Here is a 24701-nt window from a genome sequence, read left to right as displayed (position 1 = left end):
GATCACCTGACGCTGACTGCGCTATCGACACTTGGTGTTGCCAGCCATGAGCATGGGTGCGCAGACGTGGTGCTGTGGCGTCATCCGGGGGCTTGATGTTTTGGCTGAGCGGTGTCTCCCTGCCCCTGTGCGGATCAATGGGAGTTGCTGCTGGAGACGGCGAGTCGTTTCGTGAAGGTCTTGCCGCTGTCCCGGGATTCGTAGACGCCGTCCTGGGTGGCGGCCAGGATCCGCCGGGCGTCGACGGCGGTGAGCGCCTGGGGCTGTCCGCCGGGCACCGTTGCCGTCTTCTTCCAGGTGGTTCCGCCGTCGGTGCTGCGGTTCAGACCGCCAGAGGTGTCGATCGCGTACAGCGCGTCGTCCTTCGCCCAGGACACGAAGGCCATGACTGGCCCCTTGCCGGGGGCGAAGGTCTCGCCCGCGTCGGTGCTCTTCGCGACGCCTTGGGCGGTGGTGGCCAGGACGGTGTCGGGGGCGTCGGGGTTGACGGCGATGTCCAGGGCCTCAAGGCGCGCGCGGTCCTCCCACGCGGCCCCGTCCTTGCTGACGCGCAGCAGGCTGCCTGTGCTGTCATAGCCGTAGATGGTGCCGTCGGCGTAGTCGAGGGCGTGGAAGTCGGCTTCGCCCGCCAGGGAGCGGGTCTTCCAGGTCTTGCCGGAGTCGGTGCTCTCGATCAAGCCGCGATTGCCGGGTCCGTCGGCGCCGGGGGCGGGGTGGCCGCTGGCCAGGAACGTGTTCGCCTTGACCACGGTGAAGCCCATGAAGTCGTCCTGGCTGTCGCCGACTCGCTGAGCCGCTCCACCCTTCCCCGGGGTGAACAGGCCCTCGTGGGTGGCGACGTAGAGCCGGCTGTCGGCGGGGTCGACGCCGAGCCCGTGGATGTGGCTGACCGTCGGCTGGGATGCCGCCGGGGCATCGCCCTCGCCGTCTGTGCCGCTGGAGCATGCGGCCAGGGTGAGCGCGAGGACTGCGGTGGCCGCGAGAGGCCACGCCCGCATCTGCTTCTTCTTCCTTGTCCTGGTGGTCCTGGGAGGTGTGCCACCGCTTCGGGCACCGAGCAGGGAGGGGCGGTCAGTGGTCATGGCTGGTCTCCTCGTCGGGTTCGGGGTAGACGAAGGTGCGGGTGACGAGGTGGTAGGGGGCGGCGATGGTCTCGTGGAGGATGCGGCCGTCGTCGTCGAGGGTGAGTTCCAGTTGGGTGTGCTCGGCGGGGAAGGCGAGGGCGATCCGGCGGTTCCCGTTGTCGTCCGGCAGCCTGGTGGTGACGGAGGCGGTGCCGCTTCCGTACGGCTCCGAGGCGAGGAAGTCGGCTCCGGTGAGGGGAAGTTCCTTGAGGTTGCCGAGGTCACGGGCGGTGTTGCTCGTGACCAGTTCGTGCAGGGTGAAGCGAGGTACGGCCTTCATGGCGGCCACGGCCTCGCGCAGCAGGCCGGCGTCAGGGCGGGGCGGCCAGGTCACGGTCAGTCCGGCATGCCCGCCCTGCCACGGGCCGGCAGCGGCGGTCAGTGTGAGGCGGCTGGTGCCGTCCCGCCAGGAGACGGGTGCGTAGAAGCAGCCGGTGCCGCAGCCGCGCAGTTTCAGGGGGCGGGTGGCGCCGCGCGGGTCGGCGAGAGTGGCGGTGAGCGCATAGGACTGGCCTGCACTGTCACCGGTCCGGGGCGTGGCGAGGTCGAGAACGAGCTGACCGGCGCTGGCGCGTGCGCTGATACCGATTTCCCCGGCTCGGGTGCCGACGGGCACGGTCGGGCCGTCGGCAGGGGGCGCGAAGGGCAGCGGGCGGTCGGCGTCCGCGGGGACGGACAGCACGGTGAGGGTGGCGGACAGGGCGAGGACGACGGCGAGCACGCCGGTTTCGGCGCGGGCCGGACGCCGGGGGTTTCGGTTGGAATGCCGGAGGCGTCGGCGTGCGGCGAGCGCGAGCGTGGCCGCGGTGGCGACCAGGGCGAGTTTGCCGAGCAGGACCCGCCCGTAGGCGGTGGTGGCGAGGTCCTCGAGGGGGACGAGGAGCAGGGCGGAGATCAGGCCGGTGGCGACGACGGCGGCGAACAGCCAGGCGGCCAGGCGGGCGTAGGTGAGCAGCAGCGCACGGGCGGCGGTACGTTCGCCGCGCCAGACGGCCATGGTGCGCAGCACCTGCACCAGCGTCCCGGCCCAAAGGGTGGCGGCCGTGAGGTGGACGAAGGTCAGCACCGGTCCGGCGACGGCCTGTTCGGCCTGCGGGTGGGCGCGCAGGGCCTCGGCGACGAGCACGGCGGCCAGCGGAACGAGGGCCCAGGCGCGGCGGCGTACGAGCACGGCCGCACCCGCCAGGGCGAACCCGGCGATCTCGACCACGGACAGCACCCCAGGCCGGGTGTCGAGCACGGAAGCCAGGGAGCCGCCGCCGACTTGAAGAGCGGCCAGCGCGAGGGCGGCCGCGCAACCGGTAAGGGATGCGGGCAGCATCCAGGGGCGCGGGCGGCGGGCGGGGGCGTCGGGGACGCGCGCAGCGAGACGGCTTGCCGCCAGTTCGCCGAGCATCAGCGCGAGCGCGGTGAACAGCAGCCAGCGCAGTGCTGCCGTGGGGGTGGCGTCTTTGGCGGCGGTGGTCTGCCCGGAGCCGAGAGCCACGGTGCGGGGGCCGACGGCGAAGCGGTAGCTGCCGGTCATGATGTCGCCGTCGCGCGCTGTGACCTGCCAGTCGACGGTGTGGACGCCCTCGCCCAGGGAAGAGCGGACGGGGATGGTGAGGGTCCGGTCGCCCCGGCTGAGCGCGGGTGTGCCGAGCTCCGCCGTTGGCCCCAGGCGCACGGTGCTTCCGTTGAGGCCGACGGGCTGATCGAAGACGAGCACTAGCGAGTCGGGCGAGTCGGCCACCGTCGCGTCCGCTGCCGGACTGGTGAACAGCAGGGTCGCGTGCGCCGAGGCGGGCGGGGCACTACCGATGAGGGCGGCGAGTGCGAGGACGAGGCCGGCGAACAGCAGTCCGGCCGCCCGGTGGAGGGGCGGCCGGCCCCCAGAGACGGGGCGTGGAGCAGGGGAGGTCACGATCTGATGGTCTCCGGTCCCCGTTCGGGAGCGGCAACAGGGTCTGCCTTGACGGCGGCCTGCGCGCGCAGGAGACGCAGTTCCTCACGGGTGCGGCGGATCTCCTCGTCGACGCTGGCCTTCGTGCGCTCGAGCCCGGCCGGGCTCGAGCCGTTGTGCTTGCGCATTGGGCGGATGCAGCACCAGTAGGTGAGGGCTGCGGCGAGCGCGGTCGCGGCCAGGGGAAGCCAGGTGCTGGTCATGCCGGGGAGTCCTTGCGGAGGTCGGCCCTTGGCGTCTGCTCGCCGCGCAGGGCCTCGACCTCCTTGCGCAGGCGAGCGAGCTCCTGCTGCTGGGCGGTGGTGGGGGCGGTGTGCGGCCGGCCGTCGGCGGGGCGCTTGCCGCGCATCATGAACCACATCATCAGGCCCATGCCGACGGGGCAGGCCAGCGCGGGGAGTAGGTACAGCAGGTTTTCCATTGCGGGTCCTCGGGGTGGTGCGGGTCGGTCAGTGGACCTTGGTCATGGGGTGCCCGGAGCAGCAGGTGGGGTTCTGGTCCCCGCCATGGCCAAGGGCCGCGCCTTGGGTCACGGTGATCTCGCAGCCGCACTCGACGCACCGGTACACCTCGCCTGTCACCAGTGGCATGACGGGACCTCCTTCGTGCTTCGTCCTCCACACACGACGCTAAAACCTTCCCCCATGGGCAAGGTCAAGGAAGCCGTTGCACAGTTCACCGTCCGCCTTCGCCGCCTAGCCTGAATGCAGGCTTTTCTTCCGAAATATTTATCTCTGTGTCCATTGTTGTGCGTCGGCCCGGGAAGGCAGGGATACGACCGCATGTCTCGCACACCTCCCGAAAAGGGATCGGCGGGCCGCCGCGCGCGGGCTGCCGCGCTGCGCGAGCAATCGGCCCGCCTTGAGCGCCGCCGTCGCCTGCTGGTCATCTTGGTGGCGGGTGTCGCGGTGCTCGGGATCGTGGCCGCCATCACGGTTGCGGTGGTCTCGAACCAGGGTGGCGGGTCGTCCACTCCCCGGACTCCGAGCGAGGTCAGCATCCCCGCGACTCCCATGAAGACCGCGTCGGGCCGAACCACCGACCCGCCGTGGAACGCCCCCGGCGATCCCGCAGCGCGGGTCAAGGCGGCCGGGCTGCCGATGCTCGGCGAGGAGGGCAACGTGGAGCACATCCACGCCCACCTCGACGTCATCGTGGACGGCAAGCCGGTCACCGTCCCCGCGAACATCGGCATCGACGAGCAGGCTCAGCAGATCAGCCCGCTGCACACACACGAGGCGAACAGCGTGATCCATATCGAGTCGCCGGTCAAGGCCGCCTTCTCCCTCGGTCAGTTCATGACCGAGTGGGATGTCGCTCTCACCCAGGATTCGATCGGCGGACTCAAGGCCGACGGCGGTAACAGCTTCCGCGCGTACGTCAATGGCAAGCCGTACACCGGCAACCCGGCCGCGATCGAATTCAAGGAGCACGACGAGATCGCGATCGTCTACGGGCCGGCGGGCCAGAAGGTCGAGGTCCCCAGCAGCTACGACTGGCCAGAGGGCGAGTAGATGCCGCCCGTCAGGGGACGGGCGCTGCCGGACCGGATCCCGACGACCGGTGCGGGCCGCGCGGCAGATCCCCAAATCTGCGCAAGTACCGCGGAGCAGAAGCGACCGCAATGCATCTCATGAAACCGCTGCACAGGCTGAGGATGTCCAGCCTCGCACTACGCTGAAAGCGGGTGATACGACCATGGGTTGCTCGATGAACGGCATGATGAGCGGTATGGGCGCCTGGATGCTCCTGTGGGGCCTGGTGGGGCTTGTCTTCCTGGCGCTGATCATCCTCGGTCTGGCGTGGCTGGCCCGCGTCCTGATCGGGACTACGGCAAGCAAGAACACGACGAGTAGGCCCGCCGACGCCGAGGCTCCGCAGGACATCCTGCGACGTCGCTACGCTGCGGGTGAGATCGACGAGGACGAGTACCTGCGCCGGATGACCGGGCTCGGCCAGAGATGATCAGCTCTAGTCGAACATCCCTGTTTCGCCCCCACCACAGTGATTCAGGGGCGTGGATTCCCGGTGTCCCGGTGCTCTCCTGGCTGCGGATGAGCGGCCTCGTCTCCCTGGCCGCCGTCGCACGGCGAGCGGCAAAGCCGACCGGTGTGTTCGCAGCAGGCGGCCGGTAGGCGTGCCTTAGCATGGCGCGCATGTGTCGAGGCGTGCAGATGCCGCTCCGGGCGTGGTCCGGAGCGCTGCTGGTGTGCACGCTCATGCTCTGTCTGGCGGGGCTTGCCCGGCCGGCGATGGCGATGCCCTCCTCAATGGCCTCGATGGAGATGGCCGCTCCGGCCGCGGCCGGCGGCCACTCCTCCTCGGCGATGCAGGCCGAGGCGGCTGGGCAGTCGGCAGCGATGCCGATGGTGAGTGGCTCGGCCCAGCACGGTGCGCATTGCCCGATGGTCGAGCAGCAGTGCCCGTCGCCGCAGGCCACCTTGGGACACGACGTTCAGCCGAGCCCGGCCCTGAGTGATGTGCCAGTGGCAGCAGCCTGCTCTCAGGCGGCCGAGGCCCAGCCGGGCGCGTCGCCTCCGGCACTGCCCCCTCCTGATCTGCACCGGTTGTGCGTGTCGCGGACGTGATGGCGTTCCGCCCATGAGGCAGTCGCCTCGTGGGGCGCCGACATCGCTCATGTCCGCCTCGGCACGCCCGTATCCCCCATATCTGGGCGCGTGCCGTCGTATCCGAACAGGAGTCACGACGCATGCCGTCGTCCATCACCTTGCTCATCACCGGTGTCAGCACCGGTCTGCTTGCTGGCGGCGCCTCCTGCGCCGCCGTCCAAGGCGGTCTGCTCGCCGGAGCGGTCACCCGCCGCGATCCCGCCCAGGCCCCCGCACGTACGCCCTCTTCATCCGCCAACAAGCGGCCCCGGTCCGCGAGCCCGACCCTTGCCCAGCGCGCGGCAGCCACCGCCTCCCCGGAACAGACCGTCGGGCATCTGGCCCCGGTCGGCGCGTTCCTCGCTGGGAAGCTGCTCTCCCACACAATCCTCGGCATGCTGCTGGGGATCTTCGGCGCCGCGCTGCAGCCCAGTCCCCGGGCGCAGGCGGTGCTGCTGATCATTGCCGGGGCGCTGATGGTGCTCTTCGCGCTCGACCTCTTCGGGGTCAAGGCGGTGGGCCGGCTCGTCCCCCGGCCCCCGGCTTCCTTCGGACGGCTGGTGCGGCGCAGCACCAAGACCGCATCGGTGGCCACGCCGCCGCTGGTCGGCTTCTCCACGGTGCTGGTGCCCTGTGGGGTGACGCTGTCGATGGAGCTGGTCGCGATCACCGCGGGGTCCCCGCTGGCCGGGGCGGCGGTGATGGCCGGGTTCGTGCTGGGCACCGCCCCGCTGTTCGCCGTCCTCGGCTACCTCTTCCGCCGCTCTACCAGAGTGCTTTCCGGCCGCCTGGGCATCGCTACCGGCGTCGTGGTGCTGGCCGTCGCGGCCTGGACCATCGGCTCCGGACTCCAGGCCGGAGGGTGGGCCTCCTTCAACACCGGCTCCACGCCTGCGGTGGCCGCCGCACCTGCCCCGTCGGGAGGCGGAAGCGGGGCATCGGAGGGGCCGGTCAGCATCGACGCCTCCGGCAAGCAGACCGTTGTCCTGACCGTCACCGACTTCTACGTCCCGACCCAGTTCACCGCGAAGGCCGGGGTGCCGACCACGCTGGTGCTGCGCGGCAAGGACTCCGGCGGCTGCGCCCGCGCCTTCACCATCCCCGAACTCGGGGTCCAGAAGATCGTCAAGCGCGACGGCGACACCAAGGTCGATCTCGGCACCCGCAAGCCCGGCACTCTCCGCTTCTCCTGCGCCATGGGCATGCAGACCGGCACCATCGACTTCAAGAAGGACCTGTGATGAAACTCTTCAACCGTAAGAACAAGACCGACGCCGCCACCGGTCCGCAGGTGGTGCTCCTCGTCGAGGGCATGCACTGCTCCAGCTGCGGCCTGCTCATCGACGACGAGCTGGAAGACATCCCCGAGGTCCGCTCCTCCAGCACCGACGTGAACGCCGCACGCACCACCGTCCGCCTGGAGGAAGGCGCCGACGTGGACACCGCCGCCCTCGTCGCGGCGGTGGAGCAGGCCGGCGACTACACGGCACGGCCCGCCGACTGACACAGACACCGCCCCAGAGGGCGGGCAGAAGCTCTGCAGTGTGGCCCGGCCGGGAAATCCTCCCGGCCGGGCCGACCGGCGGGCCCACCGTGATTGCGGGCGAGGCCGGTAGCGGAGAGGATGACACCGTGCCCGAGCCGAGAAGCAACGAGCGGCTGCGCCGCTACTGGGACAAGCACGCCCGCTCCTACGACCGGCAGATGCGGTTCTTCGACCGCAGCCTGTTCGGCGAGAGCCGTACCTGGGTCTGCTCGCAGGCCACCGGCGACGTGCTGGAGGTCGCCATCGGCACCGGACTGAACCTTCCCCTCTACCCTCCGGGCGTCCGGCTGACCGGCATCGAGTGGAGCCCGCAGATGCTGGCCATCGCCCGGCGCCGCGCCGACGAGCTCGGCCGCTCCGCGGACCTGCGCGAAGGCGACGCCCAAGCCCTGCCGTTCCCCGACGCCGCCTTCGACACCGTGGTGTGCACTCTGTCGCTGTGCGCGATCCCCGACGACCAGCGCGCCGTCGCCGAGATGAGCCGCGTGCTCAAGCCCGGCGGCCGGCTGCTGCTGCTGGACCACATCGCGAGCTCCGCCTGGCCCGTCCGTGCGTTCCAGCGGCTCGGCGAACTCGTTACCGTTCCGCTCGGCGGGGAGCACTTCATGCGCCGACCGCTGCGGCGCGTCCAGGCGGTAGGACTGGAGATCGAGCAGCGGGACCGGTTCAAGCTCGGCATCGTCGAGCGCCTCGCCGCCCGCAAGCCCGCAACCGGATCTGCCGACGGGTGATGCACGGCCGGGTGGGCGGGCCGCTGAGCACGCCGAAGGGGGGCGCCGGAGCCTGGCCCCGGCGCCCTCCTTCGTGCAGGGCTCAGCGCAGCGGTTGAAAGCGGCGAAGCCGCAGGCTGTTGGAGACCACGAAGACCGAGGAGAAGGCCATCGTGCCTCCGGCGATCATCGGGTTGAGCAGGCCGAGCGCGGCCAGCGGCAGCGCGGCGACGTTGTAGGCGAAGGCCCAGAACAGATTGGCCTTGATCGTGCGAAGGGTGCGGCGGGCCAGCCGGATTGCGTCCGCAGCCGCCCGCAGGTCGCCCCGTACCAGGGTGAGGTCGGAGGCCGCGATGGCCGCATCCGTGCCGGTGCCCATGGCCAGACCGAGGTCGGCCTGGGCGAGGGCGGCCGCGTCGTTGACGCCGTCGCCGACCATCGCCACCATCTGGCCTGCCTGCTGGAGGCGCTGGACCTCGGCGACCTTGTCCTCGGGGTGGACCTCGGCGATGACCTTCTCGATGCCGACCTCGGCCGCCACCGCTCGGGCCGCCGCCGTGTTGTCGCCGGTCAGCAACACGGGCGTGAGACCGAGCCGCTTGAGGTCGGCGATGGCCTCGGCGCTGGTCGCCTTGACGGTGTCGGCGACCACCAGCGCGCCACGCACCCGGTCGTCCCAGGCGGCGAAGACGACCGTACGGCCCTCGGCTTCGGCCTCCTTCCGTGCGCGGTCGAGCTCGTCGGGCAGTACCTGGCCGTGTTCCTCCAGCCACGCGACCCGCCCCGCACGGACCGTACGTCCCTCGACCTGCCCCCTCACGCCCCGGCCCTGGGCGTTGGCGAAGCCGGTCACGGCGGGGAGCGAACCAAGGCGCTCGCGTGCGGCGTTGGCGATGGCGGTGGCGATCGGGTGTTCGCTGGCGTCCTCCAGAGCGCCGGCCAGCCGCAGCACCTCCTGTTCGTCCTCGCCGTCGGCCGGTACGACGTCGACGAGGCGCATCCTGCCCTCGGTGACGGTGCCGGTCTTGTCCAGGACGACGGTGTCGATGCGCCGGGTGGACTCCAGTACCTCGGGCCCTCGGATCAGCAGCCCGAGCTGGGCGCCGCGCCCGGTGCCGACCATCAGCGCGGTCGGCGTGGCCAGCCCGAGCGCACACGGGCAAGCGATGATCACCACGGCGATGGCGGCGGTCAGGGCGGTGGCGGCCGGGGCGCCGGTCAGCAGCCAGATGGCGAAGGTGCTTGCGGCCAGGGCGATGACGACCGGGACGAAAACTGCGGAGATCCGGTCGGCCAGGCGCTGCACCGCCGCCTTGCCGGTCTGTGCCCGCTCCACCAGGGCGGCGATCTGCGCAAGCTTGGTGTCCGACCCGACGCGCGTGGCCCGTACGGTGAGGCGGCCGTGGCTGTTGACGGTGGCGCCGGTCACGGCCGAGCCGGGCTCGACCTCCACCGGCACGCTCTCCCCGGTGAGCAGGGACTCGTCCACCGCCGAGGCGCCCTCGACGACTACACCGTCCGTGGCGATCTTCTCCCCGGGCCGTACGACGAACAGGTCCCCGACTGTCAACCGCTCCACCGGGATACGTATCTCCGTGCCGTCGCGCAGTACGGCGACGTCCTTGGCGCCCAGGTCCATCAGCGCCCGGATCGCATCCCCGGCCCGCCGCTTGGCCCGGGCCTCGAAGAACCGGCCCACCAGCAAGAACGCCGTCAGCACGACGGCAACCTCCAGATACAGGTGCTCCCCGCCCATGGCCAGGGTCCCGGCGCTCCACAGATAGGCGGCCAGCACTCCCAGCGACACCAGGGTGTCCATCGTCGCCGACCCGTGCCGCAGGTTCAGCGCCGCCGCCCGGTGGAACGGCCACGCACCCCACGCGACCACCGGGGTGGCCAGCAGCAGCGCCGCCCACTCCCGGCCGGGGAAGTGCAGGGTGGAGATCATCGACACGACGACCACGGGCAGACCCAGCACCGTCGAGGCGATCAGGCGGCGGCGCAGCCCGGCTATGTGTGCGCCCTCGGCGTCCACCGCCTCTTCCCCGGCGGCCGGGGCTTCGGCCCGGGGCACCTCGGCGCCGTAGCCGATGGCCTCGACGGCGGCTACCAACTCTTCCACCCCGACCTCGGGGCTCTCCCGCGTCACGTGGGCGGTCGCGGTCGCGAGGTTCACCGTCGCACTCACGCCTGGCAGCTTGCCCAGCTTCCGTTCGACCCGTGCCACGCAGGAGGCGCAGGTCATCCCGGTTATGGCCAGTGCTATGGACTGCTCGGCATCGGGCCGCGTGCTGGTTGCCATGGTCGGTTCCTTACCTCTTTGAGTCTCGTACGGTGGGCGCGACCACGGCGAAGCCCTGTCCGGAGGCGGGACGCCAGCTCAGCTCGCCTCCGTACAGGCGGCGCAGGACAGCAGGCGGCTGGTGGTAGCAGAACACGGACGTGCCGGCGCCGACGATGGCCGGGGTGTCGATGAACAGCGGTAACTCGGCCAGGAAGTACCGCACCGCGTGCTCGACCTGCTTCTCGTCCGGCGCCTGCCCGGCGGGCAGCTTCCCGGCCAGCACCCATGCCGATGCTTCCCGGCAGGCATCCCGGAAGCCCGCGTCCTGGGTGTACCGGCGCAGTCCACGTTCATGGAGGCGGCTGAACGCCGCATTGCTCTCCAACTCGGCCCAGCCCAGCACCCGCTGGTCCGCGTCGGCCACGCCGAGCGAACCCAGCGCGGTGACAATCTTGTTGCGGGTGTACTGACCCTGCCTGCGCGCCTTCCACGCGGCCTTCTCGGGGGCGTAGCCGAGCGCCTCGAAGGTGAAGGCGCTCGGCGCGTCCGGCACAAAGAAGTCCACCCGTCCGAACCGCTCCAGCCCCCAGGCCGCCAGCCCCCGAATCCGCGCCGTGGAGAAGTAGCTGTTGAACGGGCTGATCCCGAAACAGGCGTGCTCGGCCCGCTCGACGACTTCGGCGCACCGGCCGCTCAACGGTGTCACCGCCATCGCCGCCGTGCAGCCGTCACCTCGATCTGTGCTCATGACCGGACGCTAGAACCTTGCCCTTAGGGCAAGGTCAAGCGCAGACTGGCACCCTTCACACGAACGGAGCCCCCTCATGCTCACCGTCGGCCGCATCGCCGCCCGCACCGGGCTGAGCCCCAAGGCCGTCCGCCTCTATGAATCCAACGGCCTCATCGACCCGCCCCAGCGCACCGCCGCCGGCTACCGCACCTACACCGACGACGCCGTCCCCGTCCTCGGCTTCATCCGCCAAGCCCAAGCCCTCGGACTCAGCCTCAAGGAGATCAAGGACATCCTCGACCTCCAGCGCCGCGGCGAACAGCCCTGCGCCCTCGTCACCGACCTCCTCGACCAGCACCTCGCCGACATCGACCGCCGCATCGCCGATCTCCAGGCCCTCCGCACGACCCTGCAGCACGCCCGCGCACAGGCCGACCAGGCCGCCGACCGCGGGGAAGAGGCCCTGGTGTGCCGGATCATCGAGAACTCTGCCTCCGGCGAGGGGACCTGAGCAGCGCAGGTTACGGCGGCATCCCGCCGTGCATCACGGTCCGCGACTGGCCAGCACCCCAGGCGGCTTCCTGGCCGGTGCGGCGGATCCGGTCGCCTACCTCTCGGTCTGCCGCTGCTGCCCGGAGCGAACCGCCCGTGCTGAGGACGTCCAGGTGCAGCAGCATCCTTGCTGGATCGCGGCCGGCATCACGTACGCCGGCTCGGTCTGGAACGAAAGGTAGCCTCGCCCTCGGTGCGCGCAGTCGCACCCGGTCCGGCTCCTTGTGCCTGACCATCAAACCGAGCAGCCCGCGGTAGAAGGCCACCAGAGGGTGGGTGAAGGGCGTGTCGACCGGGATGCCCGTCACGAAACCCTCATCAGGGCCCCGCATTTCTCGGCTGCGCTACGCTATTGCCACGCGGGCTGACCTGCGAGAACTGCCATCGACTCCGCCCCTGGTGAAGGGGGACGGGACGTCCTTCTCATCCCAATGCCGGTGTGAGGCTCCTCGGATGGCTCCACGCTCCCACCAGCGACGCTGCCGTTCATCACGGATCTAGCACCGCTCCACGGGAACCGATGGGAACCTCATGGGAACGGAAGGATCACGCACGATGCGGCAAGACCGAGCAGGACTAAGTATCGGCACCACCTCTGACCTGCTACTTTCTCCAGATCAGAGCAAAGTTGATCAGGATCGTGATGATCATGTGCTGACTCGTAATGCGTAGGTCTCGGGTTCGAATCCCGAAGGCGGCTCTCCTTGAAGCCCAGCCCAGACGATGTCTGAGCTGGGCTTTTGCGTTCAGCGGATGCGGCGTCGGCGGCGGGCGCGGGCCGCCCTGGTGCCCGTGGTCTCAATTGCGGGCCGCTCAGCTTCGTCGGCTTGCCGTCACCAGTCCCCGTAATCCTCCACCAAGGCGGCGATCTTCACGGTCAGGGCGTCGATTCGGCGCCGGTCCTCGTGCTGGTCGCGAAGGGCCTTGTCGAGTGCCCGGAGTTGGGCCAGGGCGGCCGGGTCTCGGCGCCTCACCTCGTCGAGCAGCGGCGTGGTGATGAGGTCCAGGCATTCGGTGAGCAGGCGACGCGTGGCCGGGACTGGGGGAGCCGGGTCGGGGGCGGCGAAGCCGGGGGTCAGGTACCGCGCGGGGTCCGTGAGGCTCCAGCCGACGACGGTGCCTTGCTGGACGAGAAGTGCCACGTCGGGGGCGATGCCGATGCGGGCCTCCAGGGGCTCGTCGAGGACGTCGAGGTCGCGCAGGCAGGTCAGCACGGCGTCCCCGGGGGCGCGGCAGAGCTCCGTGGTCACCTCCAGGCGGAAGTCCCGGGCCTCGTCCGCACGGAGACCGCCCGGGTGGACGGGGGGTGTGGCGGGAACGCGGGCCGAGTCCTCAGCATCGGCGGCCTCACCGGCGATCTCAAACTCGGCGCCTACCAGTTCCCGGCTTGCCGGATCGAACCGGAGCTCGTCAGGTGTGTCCCACAGCCACGGCTGACTGCCGAAGGTGTCCAGAAGGAACCGCCCGCGTTCCTCTACGTTGGCGTACGTTGCGATGCGCACACGAAAGTCCCAGAAATCGAAACGCGGCGTGATATGCAGCGGATCGCCCGTCACCGTTGCGGTCCAGTCCTCGTCGATGGTGAGTTTCATCGTGAATGCCACCTCATCTGACCTGCACTGCGGGAGCCATGTAGCCGTTCTTGGCTGGAATCCTGCCTTCCACCACGTCCGCGTGCGTGATCGGCCCACCGGGATCGGTGGGTAGGCCGCCCAGCGCTGTGGCTCCGGAGTCGCCCCTGATGCCCGACGGGCCGTATGCCGTGATGACATTGCCCGCCCCGACACGGTCACTGCGGACCACCGCGATGTCCTCCCCCTGGCGGAAGATCAGGTTCCCGCTGTTCGCCGTCGAGTGGTACACCGCGTCCGGCTCCTTGAGGATCTCCAGGACCCGTTCGTCGCTGAAGCCGTGGTCTGTATCCGCGTGGTAATTGCCGGCCTTCTTCATCTTGTCGCCCTGTGCTCTCTCGATGACCTCGTCCATGGCCTTGAGGGCGTCCTCCCGGGCCTTCTGGGCCTTCTCCTCCTTCGTGTACTTGGGCATCAGGCCCAGTGGGTCGCACCCCGCATACGGGTTGTCCACGTACCCGACCGGATTCGGCGAGGGAGCCAGGCCCAGCGGGTCCGGGGAGGTGTAGCGGCCGGTCTCGGGGTCGTAGTGGCGGAAGTAGTTGTAGTGGAGGCCGGTCTCGGGGTCGTAGTACTGGCCGGGGAAACGCAGTGGGGTGTACGCGCTGCTGTCCCGGGACCAGGCCGTGGTGCCCCAGAGCGTGCTCCGGGTGCGCCAGGCGATGTCGCCCGTCTCGTCGATGAGCTCGGTCGGCGTGCCGACGAGGTCGGTGGCGATGGCGAAGAACCGGCGGTCGATCTCCTCCTGGCGGTCGTCGGCCGTGAGGATGCGCTCGGTCTGGGCCAGGGGGACGACGTCCCGGTGGTCCCAGGTGAGAGCGACCGTGTTCGGGACATCCGGCTGGTGGCTGGTCTGTTCGCACAGGGTGAGGCCGTCCCAGGTGAAGCGGATCTCCTCCACCACGCTCTCGCCGTCGGCCGCCAGGCGCTGTTTCGCGCTGCGGCGCCCCAGGGGGTCGTAGCGGTACTTCCACCGGGTCCCGTCGGGGGTGGTGACGGAGGTGAGGCGGTTCTCCGTGTCCCACTCGTAGCGCCAGGTGTCGGGCTTGCGGGAGAGGCGGGTCTTCTGGCGCAGGGTGACCCGGCCGAGGGCGTCGTGTTCGAAGCGGACGTCTCCGGCCCGGGTGATGGTGGTGCCGGTGTAGGCGCGCGGTCCGGTGGCCTCGCTGCCGGGGTGGCGGGACGGCCAGGATGCGGAGGTCTGGTTGCCGGCGTCGTCGTAGGCGTAGCGCTCCGTCCAGCCCTGGGCGTGGACGGCGGTGACGCGGCCCGCCCGGTCGAGATCGAAGGTGCGGGTGCCCGACAGCCGGTCCGCGACCGAGATCAGGTGACCGTCGGCGCGATAGGTGTAGGCACGGCTGTTGACGGCGCGTGCTCCGGCGGTGATGTGCCGCGCGGAGAGCCGTCCGGCCTCGTCCCAGGCGGAGGACACGGTGATCACGTCGCCGAAGACGCGGGCGAGTTCCCGGCCGGCGGCGTCGTGCGTGAAGTCGATCCGGTGACCGCCGCTGGTCAGGCGGTGGGGTTGTCCGTCGGCGCCGTAGGAGTAGGAGGTGACGTGACCGGTGGGCGTGGTGCGGCGCGTACGGCGGCCCAGGGCGTCGTAGGCGTACAAGATGGGGCGGCCGTCGACCAGTTCCGTCTTGGTGAGTCCGCGTCGGTCGTACTGGTAGCGGAGTTCGCTGTCCGGTCCGGCCGCCTCCAGCAGGCGTCCTGCCCTGTCGTAGACGTAGGTCGTCACACGGCCGTCGACGTCCTTGCGGACCACCTGGCCGAGCTGGTCACGCTCGAACGAGATGGTCCCGCCGAGCGCGTCGACACGGGCGGCGAGCCGGCCCGCGGCGTCCACCCGGTAGGTGAGGGTGCGGCCGTCGAAGTCGGTCTCGGAGACGACGTCGCCGGCGTCGTCGTACTCGTAGGTCCAGGTCAGACCTTGCGGGTTGGTGACGCGGGTGAGGCGCAGCTCGGCGTCGTGCTCGAACTCGTAGCGGCCGCCGTCGGGCCGCGTGCGGGCGACCGGCAGGTCGAAGTGGGTGTACTCGAAGCGGGACACGCCACCGGACGCGTCGGTGTGGGTGAGGCAGTTGCCCTCGCCGTCGTAGGTCCACGACTCCGTGGCGCCGTCGGGGCCGGTGCGCCGGGCGAGCTGCCCGTCGGCGTGCCACTCCAGGCCGGTGACGCCGCCCACCGGATCGGTGACACGCACCGGCCTGCCGAGGCCGTCCCGCTCCGTGCGGGTGACGGCGCCGCCGGGATCGGTCACCTCCACGGGCAGCCCCGCCGCGTCGCACACCACGCGTGTCGTGGCCCCCAGGGCGTCGGTGACCGAGGTGAGCCGGCCTGCGTGGTCGTAGGTGTAGCGGGTGGTGGAGCCGGCCTGGTCGGTGACCGCCGTGCGGTTTCCCCGCTCGTCGAACTCATGGACCATGCGGGCGCCGTCCGGCCCGACGACCTCCACCGGCAAGCCGAACGGGCCGCGCACGGTACGCAGTTCGCTTCCGTCGGGGCGGATGGCGGAGACGGCCCGGCCGTCCTCGTCGTAGGAGAAGGCGGTGGTGAGGCCCAGCGGGTCGGTGCGGGTCAGGAGGTTGCCGCGCGCGTCGTAGGTGAACCGGGTGGTGTGGCCGAGCGGGTCGGTGACGGCCAGGAGACGGCAGCCGGGGCCGAACAGGTGGCGGGTCGCGTGCCCGTCGGCGGTGGTGAGCGTGGTGGTGCGGTGGCCCGTCTCGGTGTCGGGTTCGGTGTACGTCAGGGTGATCTGGACGTGGCCGGCTTCGCCGCCCTCCGCCACGACGCGGTCGCGGTCGTCGTAGACGTAGTCGTAGCGGCTTCCGTTGGAGTCGATCCAGGCGATGACGCGGCGGCGGTCGTCGTAGACGAAGGTGGTGGTGGCGCCTGACGGCTTGGTGACCGTGGTGAGGTCGCCGTCCTGGTAGCCGTAGCTCATCAGGGGCAGATCCGCGCCGCCCTCGCCCGCCCCGGCCAGGGACAGGGCGGTGACCAGGCCGTCGGCGACGGACAGCTTCACCTGGTGGCCCGCCGAGTGGACCAGGGCCAGTGGCAGGCCGTCCTCGCCGCGGTCGACGGTGATCGTGTGGCCGTTGCGTTCGGTGATGCCCGACAGCCAGGCCGTACCGTCGCCTCCCGGTTCGCTGCCGGACGGGGCGGTGAAGTGGAAGGTCAGGCCGCTGTCGGGGTCGGCGACCGTGTAGTCGCCGTCGGCGTCGCGGGTCAGCAGGGTGCGGGCCCTGCCCGATTCCGGCGTGGTGGGCGCGCCGGGGACCGGGTGCGGGTACGGGATCAGGAGCCCGTCGGCGGTGACGTGGACGACGCCGATGGCGTCGATCTGCAGACGCTCGTCGACGGTGGACGTCCAGGAGGACCCCAGGAAGCGGCCGACCGTGCAACCGGACTCGGTGCGGCGGGTGAAGACCAGCGGCAGGATGCCGGGGAGTTCGACGTCGGTCTGGGGCAGGTACATCCGGCCCGTGGCGAGGTCCACCGGGTCGCCGCCCTGGTTGCGGTCGCCGTCCGGGGTGTTGTGGGTGCCGTCCGGGTCGTCGTCGATCAGCTTGCGCGCCCGCGCGGCGTCGGCGGCCTCCTCGGCGATGCGCACGCCCTTCACGGCGGCGCCGCCGCCACCGGTGGCCACGGTCAGCGCGGCGTCGGGCAACAGACGGCCGAAGCCCTCGGCCGGGTCCTTCATGAAGTCCTTGACGATCTGGGTGCCGGTGCCGACCGGGTCGTTGGCGGCGACCACCAGACCGGCGGCAAGGCTGTTGAGGGACGTGGCGTACTCGGCCGGGTGCGTGAGGTTGTACGGGTCCATGGGGTTGATGCCCCGTACGAAGTTGAGGATCCCCGCCGTGCCCTTGATGATGCCGCCGCCGACGTGGTCGCCCATGATCTGCAGTTCCTGGACGCCGTCGCTCAACTGGTCGGCGTACGACGGCTTCTCCGGGGCCATGTCGCGGGCGGCGCGGACCGCCGTACGCGCCGTCTCCGCCGCCGAGTTCCGCTGCTTGCGGGCCTCGGCGAGGATGTCCTGGGCATCCTGCATCAGCTGCTTGCCGGGGTCGTGGAACGTCTCCGCGGGCCTGGGAGGGAGCGAGGACGGGTTGCGTTCGTCGGCGGGCTGGGCGTTGTAGCGGTCGACGGCGGCGTTGTAGCCGTCGACCTTCGTGCGGTGGGCGTCGGCGGCGTCCTCGGACGCCTTGACACCCTCCTTCCACTTGTCGATCGCCGCCTGCGCCTGTCCCTGCGCCCAGGTGACGGTGTCGGCGAACGCGTCGAGCGCGCCGAGCGCCTTCGCGCAGGCGTCGGCGGCGGCGTACCACTTGGGCGGCTGGGTGCTCACCGCGGTGCGCAGCGCTTCGGCCGCCTCGCCCTTGAGCCGGGAGGAGTCGAGGCCCCTGAGACCGTCGCCGGTGCCGTCGAAGGCCGTCTGGAAGGCCCGGAGTTTCTTGGCGGTGGCGTCGAGCTCGGCGGGGCTGCCGTAGATCAGCTTGGTCTTGTCCTCGGTCTGCCCGAGGTCCATCTCGTCGACCTCGGCGCCCATCCGGTTGGCGACCGAACGGGACTGCTCGCGCACCCAGTCCGCACCGGACTCCCAGCCGACGTCGTCCAGCCGGTCGGCGGTCCAGTTCCCGGCGTCCTCGACCCGGTTGCCGGCCCACTCGACGCCGTCCTCGACCGCGTTCTCGACCGAGTCGGGCGTGATGTCACTGATGAAGTCGCCGATACCCACAGTCAGTTCCCCCCGGACTCACCCTGCTGCTGCGCCTGCTGGGCGCGCTCCTCCGGCGACGGGCCGAAGGTGTCGTCCAGCGCCTGGTTCCACTGGTCGTCGGAGATGCCGAGCGCGTCGCCCAGCATCTCGGACCGCTGGCCGCCCTGGCCCTCGGTGAGGACGGTGCGGCCGGTGTCCTTCCACGTCTGCTCCATCTCCTGACCGGCCTGCTCCCACGACTCGGCGCTCCAGTCCGGGTCGAGGGCGTCCGGCGTGAACACCTCGCCCCAGTCCTGCTGGGTGATCTCCTCCTCGGTGGCGTGCGGGTTGCCGCCCATCACGGAGTTGACGCCCACCTTCAGTGAGCCCTCGACGTACTGGTCGTGCTCCCACTGGGTGCCCGCCGCCAGGCCGAGGCGGTTCGCGAGCGCGCTGGCGTCGCTCACCAGGGCTCGCACACCCCACTCCCAGCGCTCGCAGAAGTCCTCGAAGTCGACCGAGAGGCCGTGGTGCCCGGCCTCCATCCCGGTCATCGACAGCTCCGAGAAGCCCTTGCCCATCACCGAACCGGTGGCACCGCCCAGTTCACCGAGCTGGTCGATGGTCGCGCCCACGCCCTGCGTGAACTTCGCGACAGACGCCTTGTCGAACTGCAGGTCAACCCCGTCACCGCCCATGGCCGCGCCCCTCCTGTGCCTCGCCGGAGTCGACGGCGACGCCGTCCGGGACGATGCCGACGACCGGCGGGAAGAACATCGACCCGTCCTCGGTGGCGATGTCGACGGCGAGTCCGGCGGGCTCGTCCAGGGACGGCACGACCTCGTCGACGATGCGCGCGCCCAGCAGCGCCGCGTAGTCCATGGGCTGATCACCGGATCCGCGAAGCAGGGCGAACCGGGCCAGCGCGGCCTCGTCGGTGAACCCGCAGATCCACCGCACCCCGCCCGACCGCGCCGACCAGAGGCCTCCGCCGGCCGTCGGCACCAGAAGGACCGAGCGCCGCATCTCACCGACCAGCGCACGAGGGTCACCGACTCCCCTTCTCCGCTCGGCAATTCGCTCGGCCAGCGCTGTACTTGTCTGCTCCACGGGCCCTCCCCGTCGTGGGTGACTGATGGCACCGTAGATCAAGACGCGCGGCATGACAGGGCCGGTTCTCGTGAATCCCGAAGGCGGCTCATCCGAAAGCCCAGGTCAGAGGAATCTGACCTGGGCTTTCTCTCTGAAGCGCTCCTGGCGGAGCGTCAGACCGGGCCGGGGTGGAGGACCGGGCGGGCGTACACGTCCCACAGTTTGCCGAGGAACAGCAGGCCGAATCTGGCCAGTCCCGCGGCGCGGGCGGCGGGGGAGGAGCCCTCCACCCGGAAGGTGGTGAGTTCCCTCAGGAAGTCCGGTACGCCCAGCCGGAGCACTCCCTCGGCCGTCACCTCGCCGATGGCCTCCTCGCCCTCCGGCACATGTCCGCGCAGTACCCGTGTGCGAAGGGTGGTGGTCTCACTCCACATCCGCAGCGGGTTGCCGCTGTCGACGGTCTTCACCCCGACGAGGGTGAGCGGCTTGTCCTGGTCGTCGGTGAAGTGGAGCCGGTAGCGCATCTCCTTGCGTGTGGGATCGCCGTCGTCGACGAACAACTGGAAGGTCCCGCCGGTCAGTTCCCGTACCCCGCCGAAGGCCGGGCAGCGTACCTGTCCGGTGACCGACGCGGTGTGCCGCGGGTCGTCGGCGAAGCGTTCGACGTTGTCGGTGGCGATCGTGAGGTGCACCGAGAGGCGTACGGACTGACCGTCCGCCCCGAAGGTGACCCCGCCGCGCATGTCCTCGCTGAACCGCAGTGACACCGGCGTCTCGAGGAGCGGCTGGGGGAGAGGGTCGGCCAGCGGGATCTTCCGCTCCGCGCACCACGAACGAGCGGTCTCAACCCCGCGGTTGACCGCCTCGCGCTGCCGGTCGCCGCTGAAGTTGATCAGGTAGTGGAGCGGTACTTCCGCGCGCAGGACGTGCAGTTCGATGTGCCGGCCGAACTCGCCCGGCAGGCCTGCCGCGACGGCCGCGTTGTTCCGCTCGACGCGGTCCACCACGCGGCGGAAAGTACCGTTCGCCGCGGCCTCGATGATCTGGAAGTACTCGGCCACGAAGCCGGGACGCCACTCGCCCCGTTCGCTCACCGTCCAGATCACCCAGATCTCGTCGGCGCCGCGGTCGATCGCCTCCTCCAGGTTCGCGTCGGTCACGTACACCGGGTCGATGTAGGTGTCGCCGTCGATCCGTACCGGCGGGAACCACATCGGCAGCGACACACACGCCGCCAGGAAGTCCTCGGACATCCGGGCGGGGGGCAGTACCTCAAGCTCCTGGCGGGTCACGTTGTAGACGTTGAAGGTCGCGTCGAGGGCCGATGACCGGATCTTCCGCCAGTCCAGCCCCCACATCGGGAAGACGTTTCTGCGGTACGCGTCGAGAGTGAACAGCGACTCGGCATACGCCAGCCGCGCCAGTTGGCGGACGTTGACCGACACCCCGGCCTTCGGCTCGGTCCGGCGCCATGCGTCGGCGATCTCGGTCCCGGACATGCCCTGACACATCATCGCGAGGTTGAACGTGCCGCCGCTCGCGCCGTCGACATGGTCGAAGACCAGCCCCGCCTCGTCGAGCCACACCTGCAGCACGCCCGCCTGGAACGCCACTTTGATCCCGCCGCCGGCGAGGATCAGGGACCGCTTGGTGGTACGTGGGGGTGCGGTCTCAGGCGCCGTATCAGTCATCGGACGCTCCTTCGGTGCGGAAGAGACGGGGAAGACGGGAAAGAGGGCCGGTCAGCGGAATGCGCGGAATGTATGGAATGCGGGGTTGTACGAAGACGTCCCACACCGACCCGGCGAAGAAGGCCCCGAACCGGGCCAGGGCCTCGGCCTGGCGCACCGGATTCCGGGTTCCCGTGATCCGTACGGTCGTCAGCTGCCGCAGGAAGTCCACAGCGCCGAGCCGCAGCACTCCGGAGGACAGCGCCGCGCCGTCGGGCGTGTGCCCACGGCGGACCGTCGTGTGCAGCGTCGTGGTCGTACCCCAGATGTCACCCCAGACGTCGATCCGCCCGTGGTCCCGCACGTCCTTGACACCGTCCAGCAGATACGGCTGCCCGTCGGCCCCGAAGAACGGCAGCGTGTACAGCATCCGTCGGGTCGCCGGAGCGTCACCGGCGGTCAACAGGTTCACCACCCCGCCTGACACCTTCGCTCCCTGCGTCCCGGTGACTCCCCGGACGTGCACCGTGCCCGTCGCGGCCATCGGGTGGGCCGGGTCGTCGAGGGTGTCGGCCAGTAGGGGGGCGGCCACCGTCACCCGGAACCGGGCGGGCGCCGCCTCCTCGCGCGGTGCACCGCCTCGCACGGTGCCGTGCATGGTCTCGGTGAACGTCAGGCCGGTTCCCGGGGCGCTCGGCGCCGGGGTGCCGCCCACCGGGATCCGCACCTCGTCCAGCGGATCGGGCACCGGCACGGCGAACTCCCGCTCGGGTGCGCGCCACTCGGCCCGGCCGGTGATCCGGCGGATCGCCGCCTCGATGTTCCGCTCGGCCACCGCCGCGATGGTGAAGGACGGATTGACGCCCGTCGCTTCCGGCAGGCAGCCGCCGTCCAGCACGAACAGGTTCGGGTAACCGAACACCTCGCCCCCGGTGTCGGTGACTCCGTCCGCCGGGTCGTCGGCCATCACACAGCCGCCCAGATTGTGGACCGAGACCGGAATGCGAAGCGACCGCCACAGCGGATTGGTTCCGGACCGGCCGCCCAGCGCCGCGGCGACATCGGCGCAGAACCGTTCCTCGGTCTCGTAGAGCCCGAGATTGTCGCCGAGGTTCCACGAGATCCGCAGATCGCGGCTGCCCGGAAGCAGCGAGATCCGTCCGTCGGCCGTGTCCCGGCCCATCGCCAGGAACACCGCCGTGTGCTCATCCGCAACGTCCGTACGGTCCGCCCGGGCGCCGATCCGCTCCCGCCCGGCCCTGCGGATCGCCGCCAGCGCCTCGTCCTGTGAGCGCAGCAGGCCGGCGAAGCGCGGATCGCCCTCGTCGAGGAGCCGGATCAGCCCGGCGATCTCGCGTGGGAAGGCGCCCTCCTGGAAGACGAACCAGCGGCGGCCGCTGCCGGAACCGCGGTCGTGCACGATGCCCGAGGTGATCACCGGCCCTCGGGACGGCTCCACGGCCTTGGCGGTGCCGAAGGCGAACCCGAGGTAGTCGCCGTTGCCCGAGTAGCGGTGGCCGAGCCGCTCGGACAGCTCCGGCAGTGTCCCGTACTCGTCGCGGCAGCGCAGCAGCAACTCCGTACTGTTCACCGCGCCCGCCGCCAGGACCACGACCGGTGCGCTGACCGTCTGATCGGCTCCGGTCGCGTGATCGGTGTACGTGAGCCGGTAGCCGGTGACGCCGGACAGCGGTTCGATCCGGGTCACCTCGCAGCGCGTACCCACCTCGGCGCCGTGGTGCTCCGCGACAGCCAGGTAGTTGAGATCCAGGGTGTTCTTCGCCTGGAAGTTGCAGCCGATGTCGCACTCACCGCAATGGCGGCAGCCCGACTGGGGCACGCCGAACTTGTTGGGCCGCATGACCTCCGGCTCCCCGAAGTTCAACGCGAGCGGGAGCAGCGCGAACTGTCCCTCGCGACCCATCGCCCGCGCCGCCTCCCGCATCGCCGTCGTCTTCGGCGGCAACCCGAGCGGCTGCCGCTCGCTGACCGGAGTGAGGTCCAGCATCCAGGCGACGAGGTCGTAGTACGGATCGAGCGCGGCGCGGCGGTAACCGCTGGGCCAGCCCCGCTCGAACCCGTCCTCGGGCACGCGGAGGTTGACATTGGCGTACAGGTGCGAGCCGCCGCCGTAGGCCGCGCCCTGGACCACGGTCATCTCACTGAAGGGCCGTACGTCGAAAAGCCCCTGGTCCTTCGACCACAGCCAGCCGTTCAGCGGGTTGTCCCAGTCTCGTGGGAAGCCACCCAGCGGGTAGCGCCGCCCGCGCTCCAGAACACCGACCCGCAGGCCCGCCTGAGCCAGTCGGCAGGCGGATACCGCGCCGCCGAAACCGGTGCCGATCACGAGTGCGTCGTAGCTTCGGCGCATTCGTATCAGCCTCCTTTCGCTATGGGATCCGCCCTGTCCGAGCTTCACCGCAGGGATGGCCGCGTGCAATATGAGGACGTTTGTCCAGGCCTGATGAGGCATCTTATGGACGGCGCCTTATGGGCGGGGCCCTATGGGCGGCCGATGAGGCCAAATGGGTGGTTGCCTGCGAATCCGGGATTCGGGGCCGCCCACGCACGGAAAGCGTAGATCGACGCATGCCCGGTACTGATTCCGCTCCTCGCCGCAAGGACCCGGCCCGCGAGAAGTGCCGACACATCAGCCGTTTCCCGAACTCCCCCGACCCAAGAGGTGGACACCTTGACGCAGAGTCCCCCGACAGCGACCGATGTGCCGTCCCCCGATGGGCATGACGCGCGGATGATGCGATCCGTGCTGGAAACCGGCGGGCTGTGGACCGTCGACACTCAGGCTCCGTCGTACCGGCAGCTCCGGCCGTTCAATCAGCCGGACGGGGCGCGGTACTCCCAGCTCCCGGAAGCCGACGAAGCGAGCGCCGCGTACTGGGAGACCGACGGCTTCCCGGTCCACAAAGGCCTGTCGACGCATTTGGCGGACATCGAGGAGCATCCCGATCCGGTGGCAGCCCATGTCATGGCCGTCTGCTCCGGCTACGCGTATTCAGGGGTGGAAACCGTCTCGATGATCGCGGCGAGGCTGGGGCTCGAGAACAACCACTGCCGCCTGATCTCGGCGACCGTCGACGCCATGTTCATCTGCTCCAGGGCGTTTCTGATCCAGAGCGGCGACGGGAAGGTGGTCATCCTCTGCTACAGAGGGACCGAACCGACGAATCTGGCCAATGGGTTGACCGACGTCGATGTGGAACCGGAGAAGATCAACTACCAGTTCGAAGATCCCTGTGCCAGCGTGCACGCCGGCTTCTACCGCAATGTCCGGGCATCGCGCCACGAGGTCATGGAGGCGCTGCGGCGCGCCGTGGCGGGGCGATCGGTGCGTAAACCGGTGGAGGGTGAATCCGACAAGATGCCGGGGAAGCTCGAGGCGCTGTACATCACCGGGCACAGTCTCGGAGGGGCCATGGCCTCGATGCTGGCTGTGATGCTGCGGCACGAGAAGAAATACGCGGCTGTCGCCGAACTCCTCAAGGGGGTATACACGTTCGGTCAGCCGATGATCGGCGATCCGAGTTTCGCCAGAGCCTGCGAGAATGACCGGGAATTCAGCAGGAAGATCATCCGGTACGTTCACGGCGACGATGTCATTCCGCATTTCCCGCCGGTGACAGCAGGGCCGTACGAGCACTTCGGGCGCGAGTACCGGTACCGGATTTCGCACCTTCAGCAGAGCGTGTCCGGCTGGTTGAGATACCTGGGATCCTCGTACCGGCCGCAGACAGGGGCATGGCGCGAAACGGATACGTACACGTCACAGATGTCGAGCTTCCTCGGCTTCGCGCTGGGCGCGACGACGCTGGCCGCACGGAAATCCCAGATCTTGCGGGCTCTTCCAGTCGTGTACTCGCTGGAGGACCACCTTCCCGCCCATTACATCGGGGCGCTGACCCCTGGGCGCGTACCGGATGAATTCGGCGATTGATTTCGGTCGTTTGATCGTTCATGAGCCCCGTCAGTTCGCTGACGGGGACTCTGCGTTGTCGACGAAGGCAGGTGTCCCGCCGGAGTCGGTCAACGTGCTGCCCATGGGGTAGTCGGCCGCTCTTCCCCAACTGCCTTGCGCGTCGCGGCTG

The 24701-nt window shown here is 70.1% G+C and carries 22 protein-coding genes; 8 read left to right on the top strand and 14 right to left on the bottom strand.

Annotated elements, in window-relative coordinates; all coding sequences use genetic code 11:
• Nucleotides 1–134 precede the first annotated feature (134 nt).
• The 5 genes from ACYVO6_RS07345 to ACYVO6_RS07325 form a co-directional block, all read right to left on the bottom strand.
• Nucleotides 135–998, bottom strand: coding sequence for a F510_1955 family glycosylhydrolase (locus ACYVO6_RS07345; RefSeq protein ID WP_461059316.1), 864 nt, complete (start codon nt 996–998; stop codon nt 135–137).
• A 73-nt stretch (nt 999–1071) separates the two neighbouring features.
• Nucleotides 1072–3027: a copper resistance CopC/CopD family protein gene (locus tag ACYVO6_RS07340; protein ID WP_461058497.1), complete on the bottom strand. Its 1956-nt coding sequence runs from the start codon at nt 3025–3027 to the stop codon at nt 1072–1074.
• Nucleotides 3024–3269: a hypothetical protein gene (locus tag ACYVO6_RS07335; protein WP_461058495.1), complete on the bottom strand. Its 246-nt coding sequence runs from the start codon at nt 3267–3269 to the stop codon at nt 3024–3026. Before ACYVO6_RS07335 ends, ACYVO6_RS07340 begins: the two co-directional genes overlap by 4 nt.
• Entirely contained in the window at nt 3266–3487 is a 222-nt protein-coding gene (locus ACYVO6_RS07330) for a hypothetical protein (protein WP_461058493.1), read from the bottom strand. The genes ACYVO6_RS07335 and ACYVO6_RS07330 overlap by 4 nt, the downstream gene beginning before the upstream one ends.
• Before the next feature lie 28 nt (nt 3488–3515).
• Nucleotides 3516–3656: a hypothetical protein gene (locus ACYVO6_RS07325; protein ID WP_461058491.1), complete on the bottom strand. Its 141-nt coding sequence runs from the start codon at nt 3654–3656 to the stop codon at nt 3516–3518.
• A gap of 192 nt (nt 3657–3848) precedes the next feature.
• On the opposite strand from ACYVO6_RS07325, the gene ACYVO6_RS07320 reads away from it, so the two are divergent.
• From ACYVO6_RS07320 to ACYVO6_RS07295, 6 genes are all read left to right on the top strand, one after another.
• Nucleotides 3849–4580 carry a hypothetical protein gene (locus ACYVO6_RS07320; protein ID WP_461058489.1) on the top strand — a complete coding sequence of 244 codons (732 nt, stop codon included), beginning with the start codon at nt 3849–3851 and terminating at the stop codon, nt 4578–4580.
• A gap of 196 nt (nt 4581–4776) precedes the next feature.
• On the top strand, nt 4777–5031 hold the full coding sequence (locus ACYVO6_RS07315) for an SHOCT domain-containing protein (RefSeq protein WP_461058487.1): 255 nt from the start codon (nt 4777–4779) through the stop codon (nt 5029–5031).
• A gap of 191 nt (nt 5032–5222) precedes the next feature.
• Complete coding sequence (locus tag ACYVO6_RS07310; RefSeq protein ID WP_461058485.1) at nt 5223–5654, top strand: hypothetical protein; 432 nt, start codon at nt 5223–5225, stop codon at nt 5652–5654.
• Between the two features lie 122 nt (nt 5655–5776).
• Nucleotides 5777–6916: an urease accessory protein UreH domain-containing protein gene (locus ACYVO6_RS07305; RefSeq protein ID WP_461058483.1), complete on the top strand. Its 1140-nt coding sequence runs from the start codon at nt 5777–5779 to the stop codon at nt 6914–6916.
• Entirely contained in the window at nt 6916–7179 is a 264-nt protein-coding gene (locus ACYVO6_RS07300) for a cation transporter (RefSeq protein ID WP_461058481.1), read from the top strand. The genes ACYVO6_RS07305 and ACYVO6_RS07300 overlap by 1 nt, the downstream gene beginning before the upstream one ends.
• A 128-nt stretch (nt 7180–7307) precedes the next feature.
• Nucleotides 7308–7952: a class I SAM-dependent methyltransferase gene (locus ACYVO6_RS07295; RefSeq protein ID WP_461058479.1), complete on the top strand. Its 645-nt coding sequence runs from the start codon at nt 7308–7310 to the stop codon at nt 7950–7952.
• An 82-nt stretch (nt 7953–8034) separates the two neighbouring features.
• Here the strand turns inward: ACYVO6_RS07295 and ACYVO6_RS07290 are convergent, their stop codons facing one another.
• Nucleotides 8035–10233, bottom strand: a complete 2199-nt coding sequence (locus tag ACYVO6_RS07290) for a heavy metal translocating P-type ATPase (protein ID WP_461058477.1) — start codon at nt 10231–10233, stop codon at nt 8035–8037.
• Nucleotides 10234–10243: 10 nt separating this feature from the next.
• Entirely contained in the window at nt 10244–10963 is a 720-nt protein-coding gene (locus ACYVO6_RS07285) for a tRNA-dependent cyclodipeptide synthase (protein ID WP_461058475.1), read from the bottom strand.
• A 76-nt stretch (nt 10964–11039) separates the two neighbouring features.
• On the opposite strand from ACYVO6_RS07285, the gene ACYVO6_RS07280 reads away from it, so the two are divergent.
• On the top strand, nt 11040–11456 hold the full coding sequence (locus ACYVO6_RS07280; RefSeq protein WP_461058473.1) for a heavy metal-responsive transcriptional regulator: 417 nt from the start codon (nt 11040–11042) through the stop codon (nt 11454–11456).
• Between the two features lie 10 nt (nt 11457–11466).
• Here the strand turns inward: ACYVO6_RS07280 and ACYVO6_RS07275 are convergent, their stop codons facing one another.
• From ACYVO6_RS07275 to ACYVO6_RS07245, 7 genes are all read right to left on the bottom strand, one after another.
• The gene (locus ACYVO6_RS07275; RefSeq protein WP_461058471.1) at nt 11467–11805 is read right to left on the bottom strand and encodes a hypothetical protein; all 339 of its coding nucleotides are present in this window, start codon (nt 11803–11805) and stop codon (nt 11467–11469) included.
• Nucleotides 11806–12330: 525 nt separating this feature from the next.
• The gene (locus ACYVO6_RS07270) at nt 12331–13089 is read right to left on the bottom strand and encodes a hypothetical protein (protein WP_461058469.1); all 759 of its coding nucleotides are present in this window, start codon (nt 13087–13089) and stop codon (nt 12331–12333) included.
• 13 nt (nt 13090–13102) lie between these two features.
• The gene (locus ACYVO6_RS07265) at nt 13103–17875 is read right to left on the bottom strand and encodes a putative T7SS-secreted protein (protein WP_461058467.1); all 4773 of its coding nucleotides are present in this window, start codon (nt 17873–17875) and stop codon (nt 13103–13105) included.
• 2 nt (nt 17876–17877) lie between these two features.
• Entirely contained in the window at nt 17878–18534 is a 657-nt protein-coding gene (locus tag ACYVO6_RS07260; RefSeq protein ID WP_461058465.1) for a hypothetical protein, read from the bottom strand.
• A complete protein-coding gene (locus ACYVO6_RS07255) occupies nt 18524–18946 on the bottom strand; it encodes a hypothetical protein (protein ID WP_461058463.1) in 423 nt (140 codons plus the stop codon). The genes ACYVO6_RS07260 and ACYVO6_RS07255 overlap by 11 nt, the downstream gene beginning before the upstream one ends.
• A gap of 155 nt (nt 18947–19101) precedes the next feature.
• Nucleotides 19102–20619: a patatin-like phospholipase family protein gene (locus ACYVO6_RS07250; protein WP_461058461.1), complete on the bottom strand. Its 1518-nt coding sequence runs from the start codon at nt 20617–20619 to the stop codon at nt 19102–19104.
• Nucleotides 20612–22969, bottom strand: coding sequence for a GMC oxidoreductase (locus ACYVO6_RS07245; protein WP_461058459.1), 2358 nt, complete (start codon nt 22967–22969; stop codon nt 20612–20614). Before ACYVO6_RS07245 ends, ACYVO6_RS07250 begins: the two co-directional genes overlap by 8 nt.
• A gap of 393 nt (nt 22970–23362) precedes the next feature.
• Here ACYVO6_RS07245 and ACYVO6_RS07240 point away from each other — a divergent pair, with 393 nt between their 5' ends.
• The gene (locus ACYVO6_RS07240) at nt 23363–24550 is read left to right on the top strand and encodes a lipase family protein (protein WP_461058457.1); all 1188 of its coding nucleotides are present in this window, start codon (nt 23363–23365) and stop codon (nt 24548–24550) included.
• Nucleotides 24551–24701: the final 151 nt, after the last annotated feature.

It is taken from the genome of Streptomyces pseudoechinosporeus (genome assembly GCF_054783935.1).
The sequence above is the reverse complement of the archived record's forward strand: the minus strand, read 5'-3'. Positions and strand labels throughout refer to the sequence as shown.

Bases quoted from the DNA above. Each gene is read 5' to 3' on its own strand.
- ACYVO6_RS07245 (WP_461058459.1), bottom strand. From the start codon at position 22,969: ATGCGCCGAAGCTACGACGCACTCGTGATCGGCACCGGTTTCGGCGGC.
- ACYVO6_RS07260 (WP_461058465.1), bottom strand. From the start codon at position 18,534: ATGGGCGGTGACGGGGTTGACCTGCAGTTCGACAAGGCGTCTGTCGCG.
- ACYVO6_RS07290 (WP_461058477.1), bottom strand. From the start codon at position 10,233: ATGGCAACCAGCACGCGGCCCGATGCCGAGCAGTCCATAGCACTGGCC.
- ACYVO6_RS07345 (WP_461059316.1), bottom strand. From the start codon at position 998: ATGCGGGCGTGGCCTCTCGCGGCCACCGCAGTCCTCGCGCTCACCCTG.
- ACYVO6_RS07325 (WP_461058491.1), bottom strand. From the start codon at position 3,656: ATGCCACTGGTGACAGGCGAGGTGTACCGGTGCGTCGAGTGCGGCTGC.
- ACYVO6_RS07315 (WP_461058487.1), top strand. From the start codon at position 4,777: ATGAACGGCATGATGAGCGGTATGGGCGCCTGGATGCTCCTGTGGGGC.
- ACYVO6_RS07270 (WP_461058469.1), bottom strand. From the start codon at position 13,089: ATGAAACTCACCATCGACGAGGACTGGACCGCAACGGTGACGGGCGAT.
- ACYVO6_RS07330 (WP_461058493.1), bottom strand. From the start codon at position 3,487: ATGGAAAACCTGCTGTACCTACTCCCCGCGCTGGCCTGCCCCGTCGGC.
- ACYVO6_RS07280 (WP_461058473.1), top strand. From the start codon at position 11,040: ATGCTCACCGTCGGCCGCATCGCCGCCCGCACCGGGCTGAGCCCCAAG.
- ACYVO6_RS07305 (WP_461058483.1), top strand. From the start codon at position 5,777: ATGCCGTCGTCCATCACCTTGCTCATCACCGGTGTCAGCACCGGTCTG.
- ACYVO6_RS07335 (WP_461058495.1), bottom strand. From the start codon at position 3,269: ATGACCAGCACCTGGCTTCCCCTGGCCGCGACCGCGCTCGCCGCAGCC.
- ACYVO6_RS07250 (WP_461058461.1), bottom strand. From the start codon at position 20,619: ATGACTGATACGGCGCCTGAGACCGCACCCCCACGTACCACCAAGCGG.
- ACYVO6_RS07285 (WP_461058475.1), bottom strand. From the start codon at position 10,963: ATGAGCACAGATCGAGGTGACGGCTGCACGGCGGCGATGGCGGTGACA.
- ACYVO6_RS07300 (WP_461058481.1), top strand. From the start codon at position 6,916: ATGAAACTCTTCAACCGTAAGAACAAGACCGACGCCGCCACCGGTCCG.
- ACYVO6_RS07320 (WP_461058489.1), top strand. From the start codon at position 3,849: ATGTCTCGCACACCTCCCGAAAAGGGATCGGCGGGCCGCCGCGCGCGG.
- ACYVO6_RS07310 (WP_461058485.1), top strand. From the start codon at position 5,223: ATGTGTCGAGGCGTGCAGATGCCGCTCCGGGCGTGGTCCGGAGCGCTG.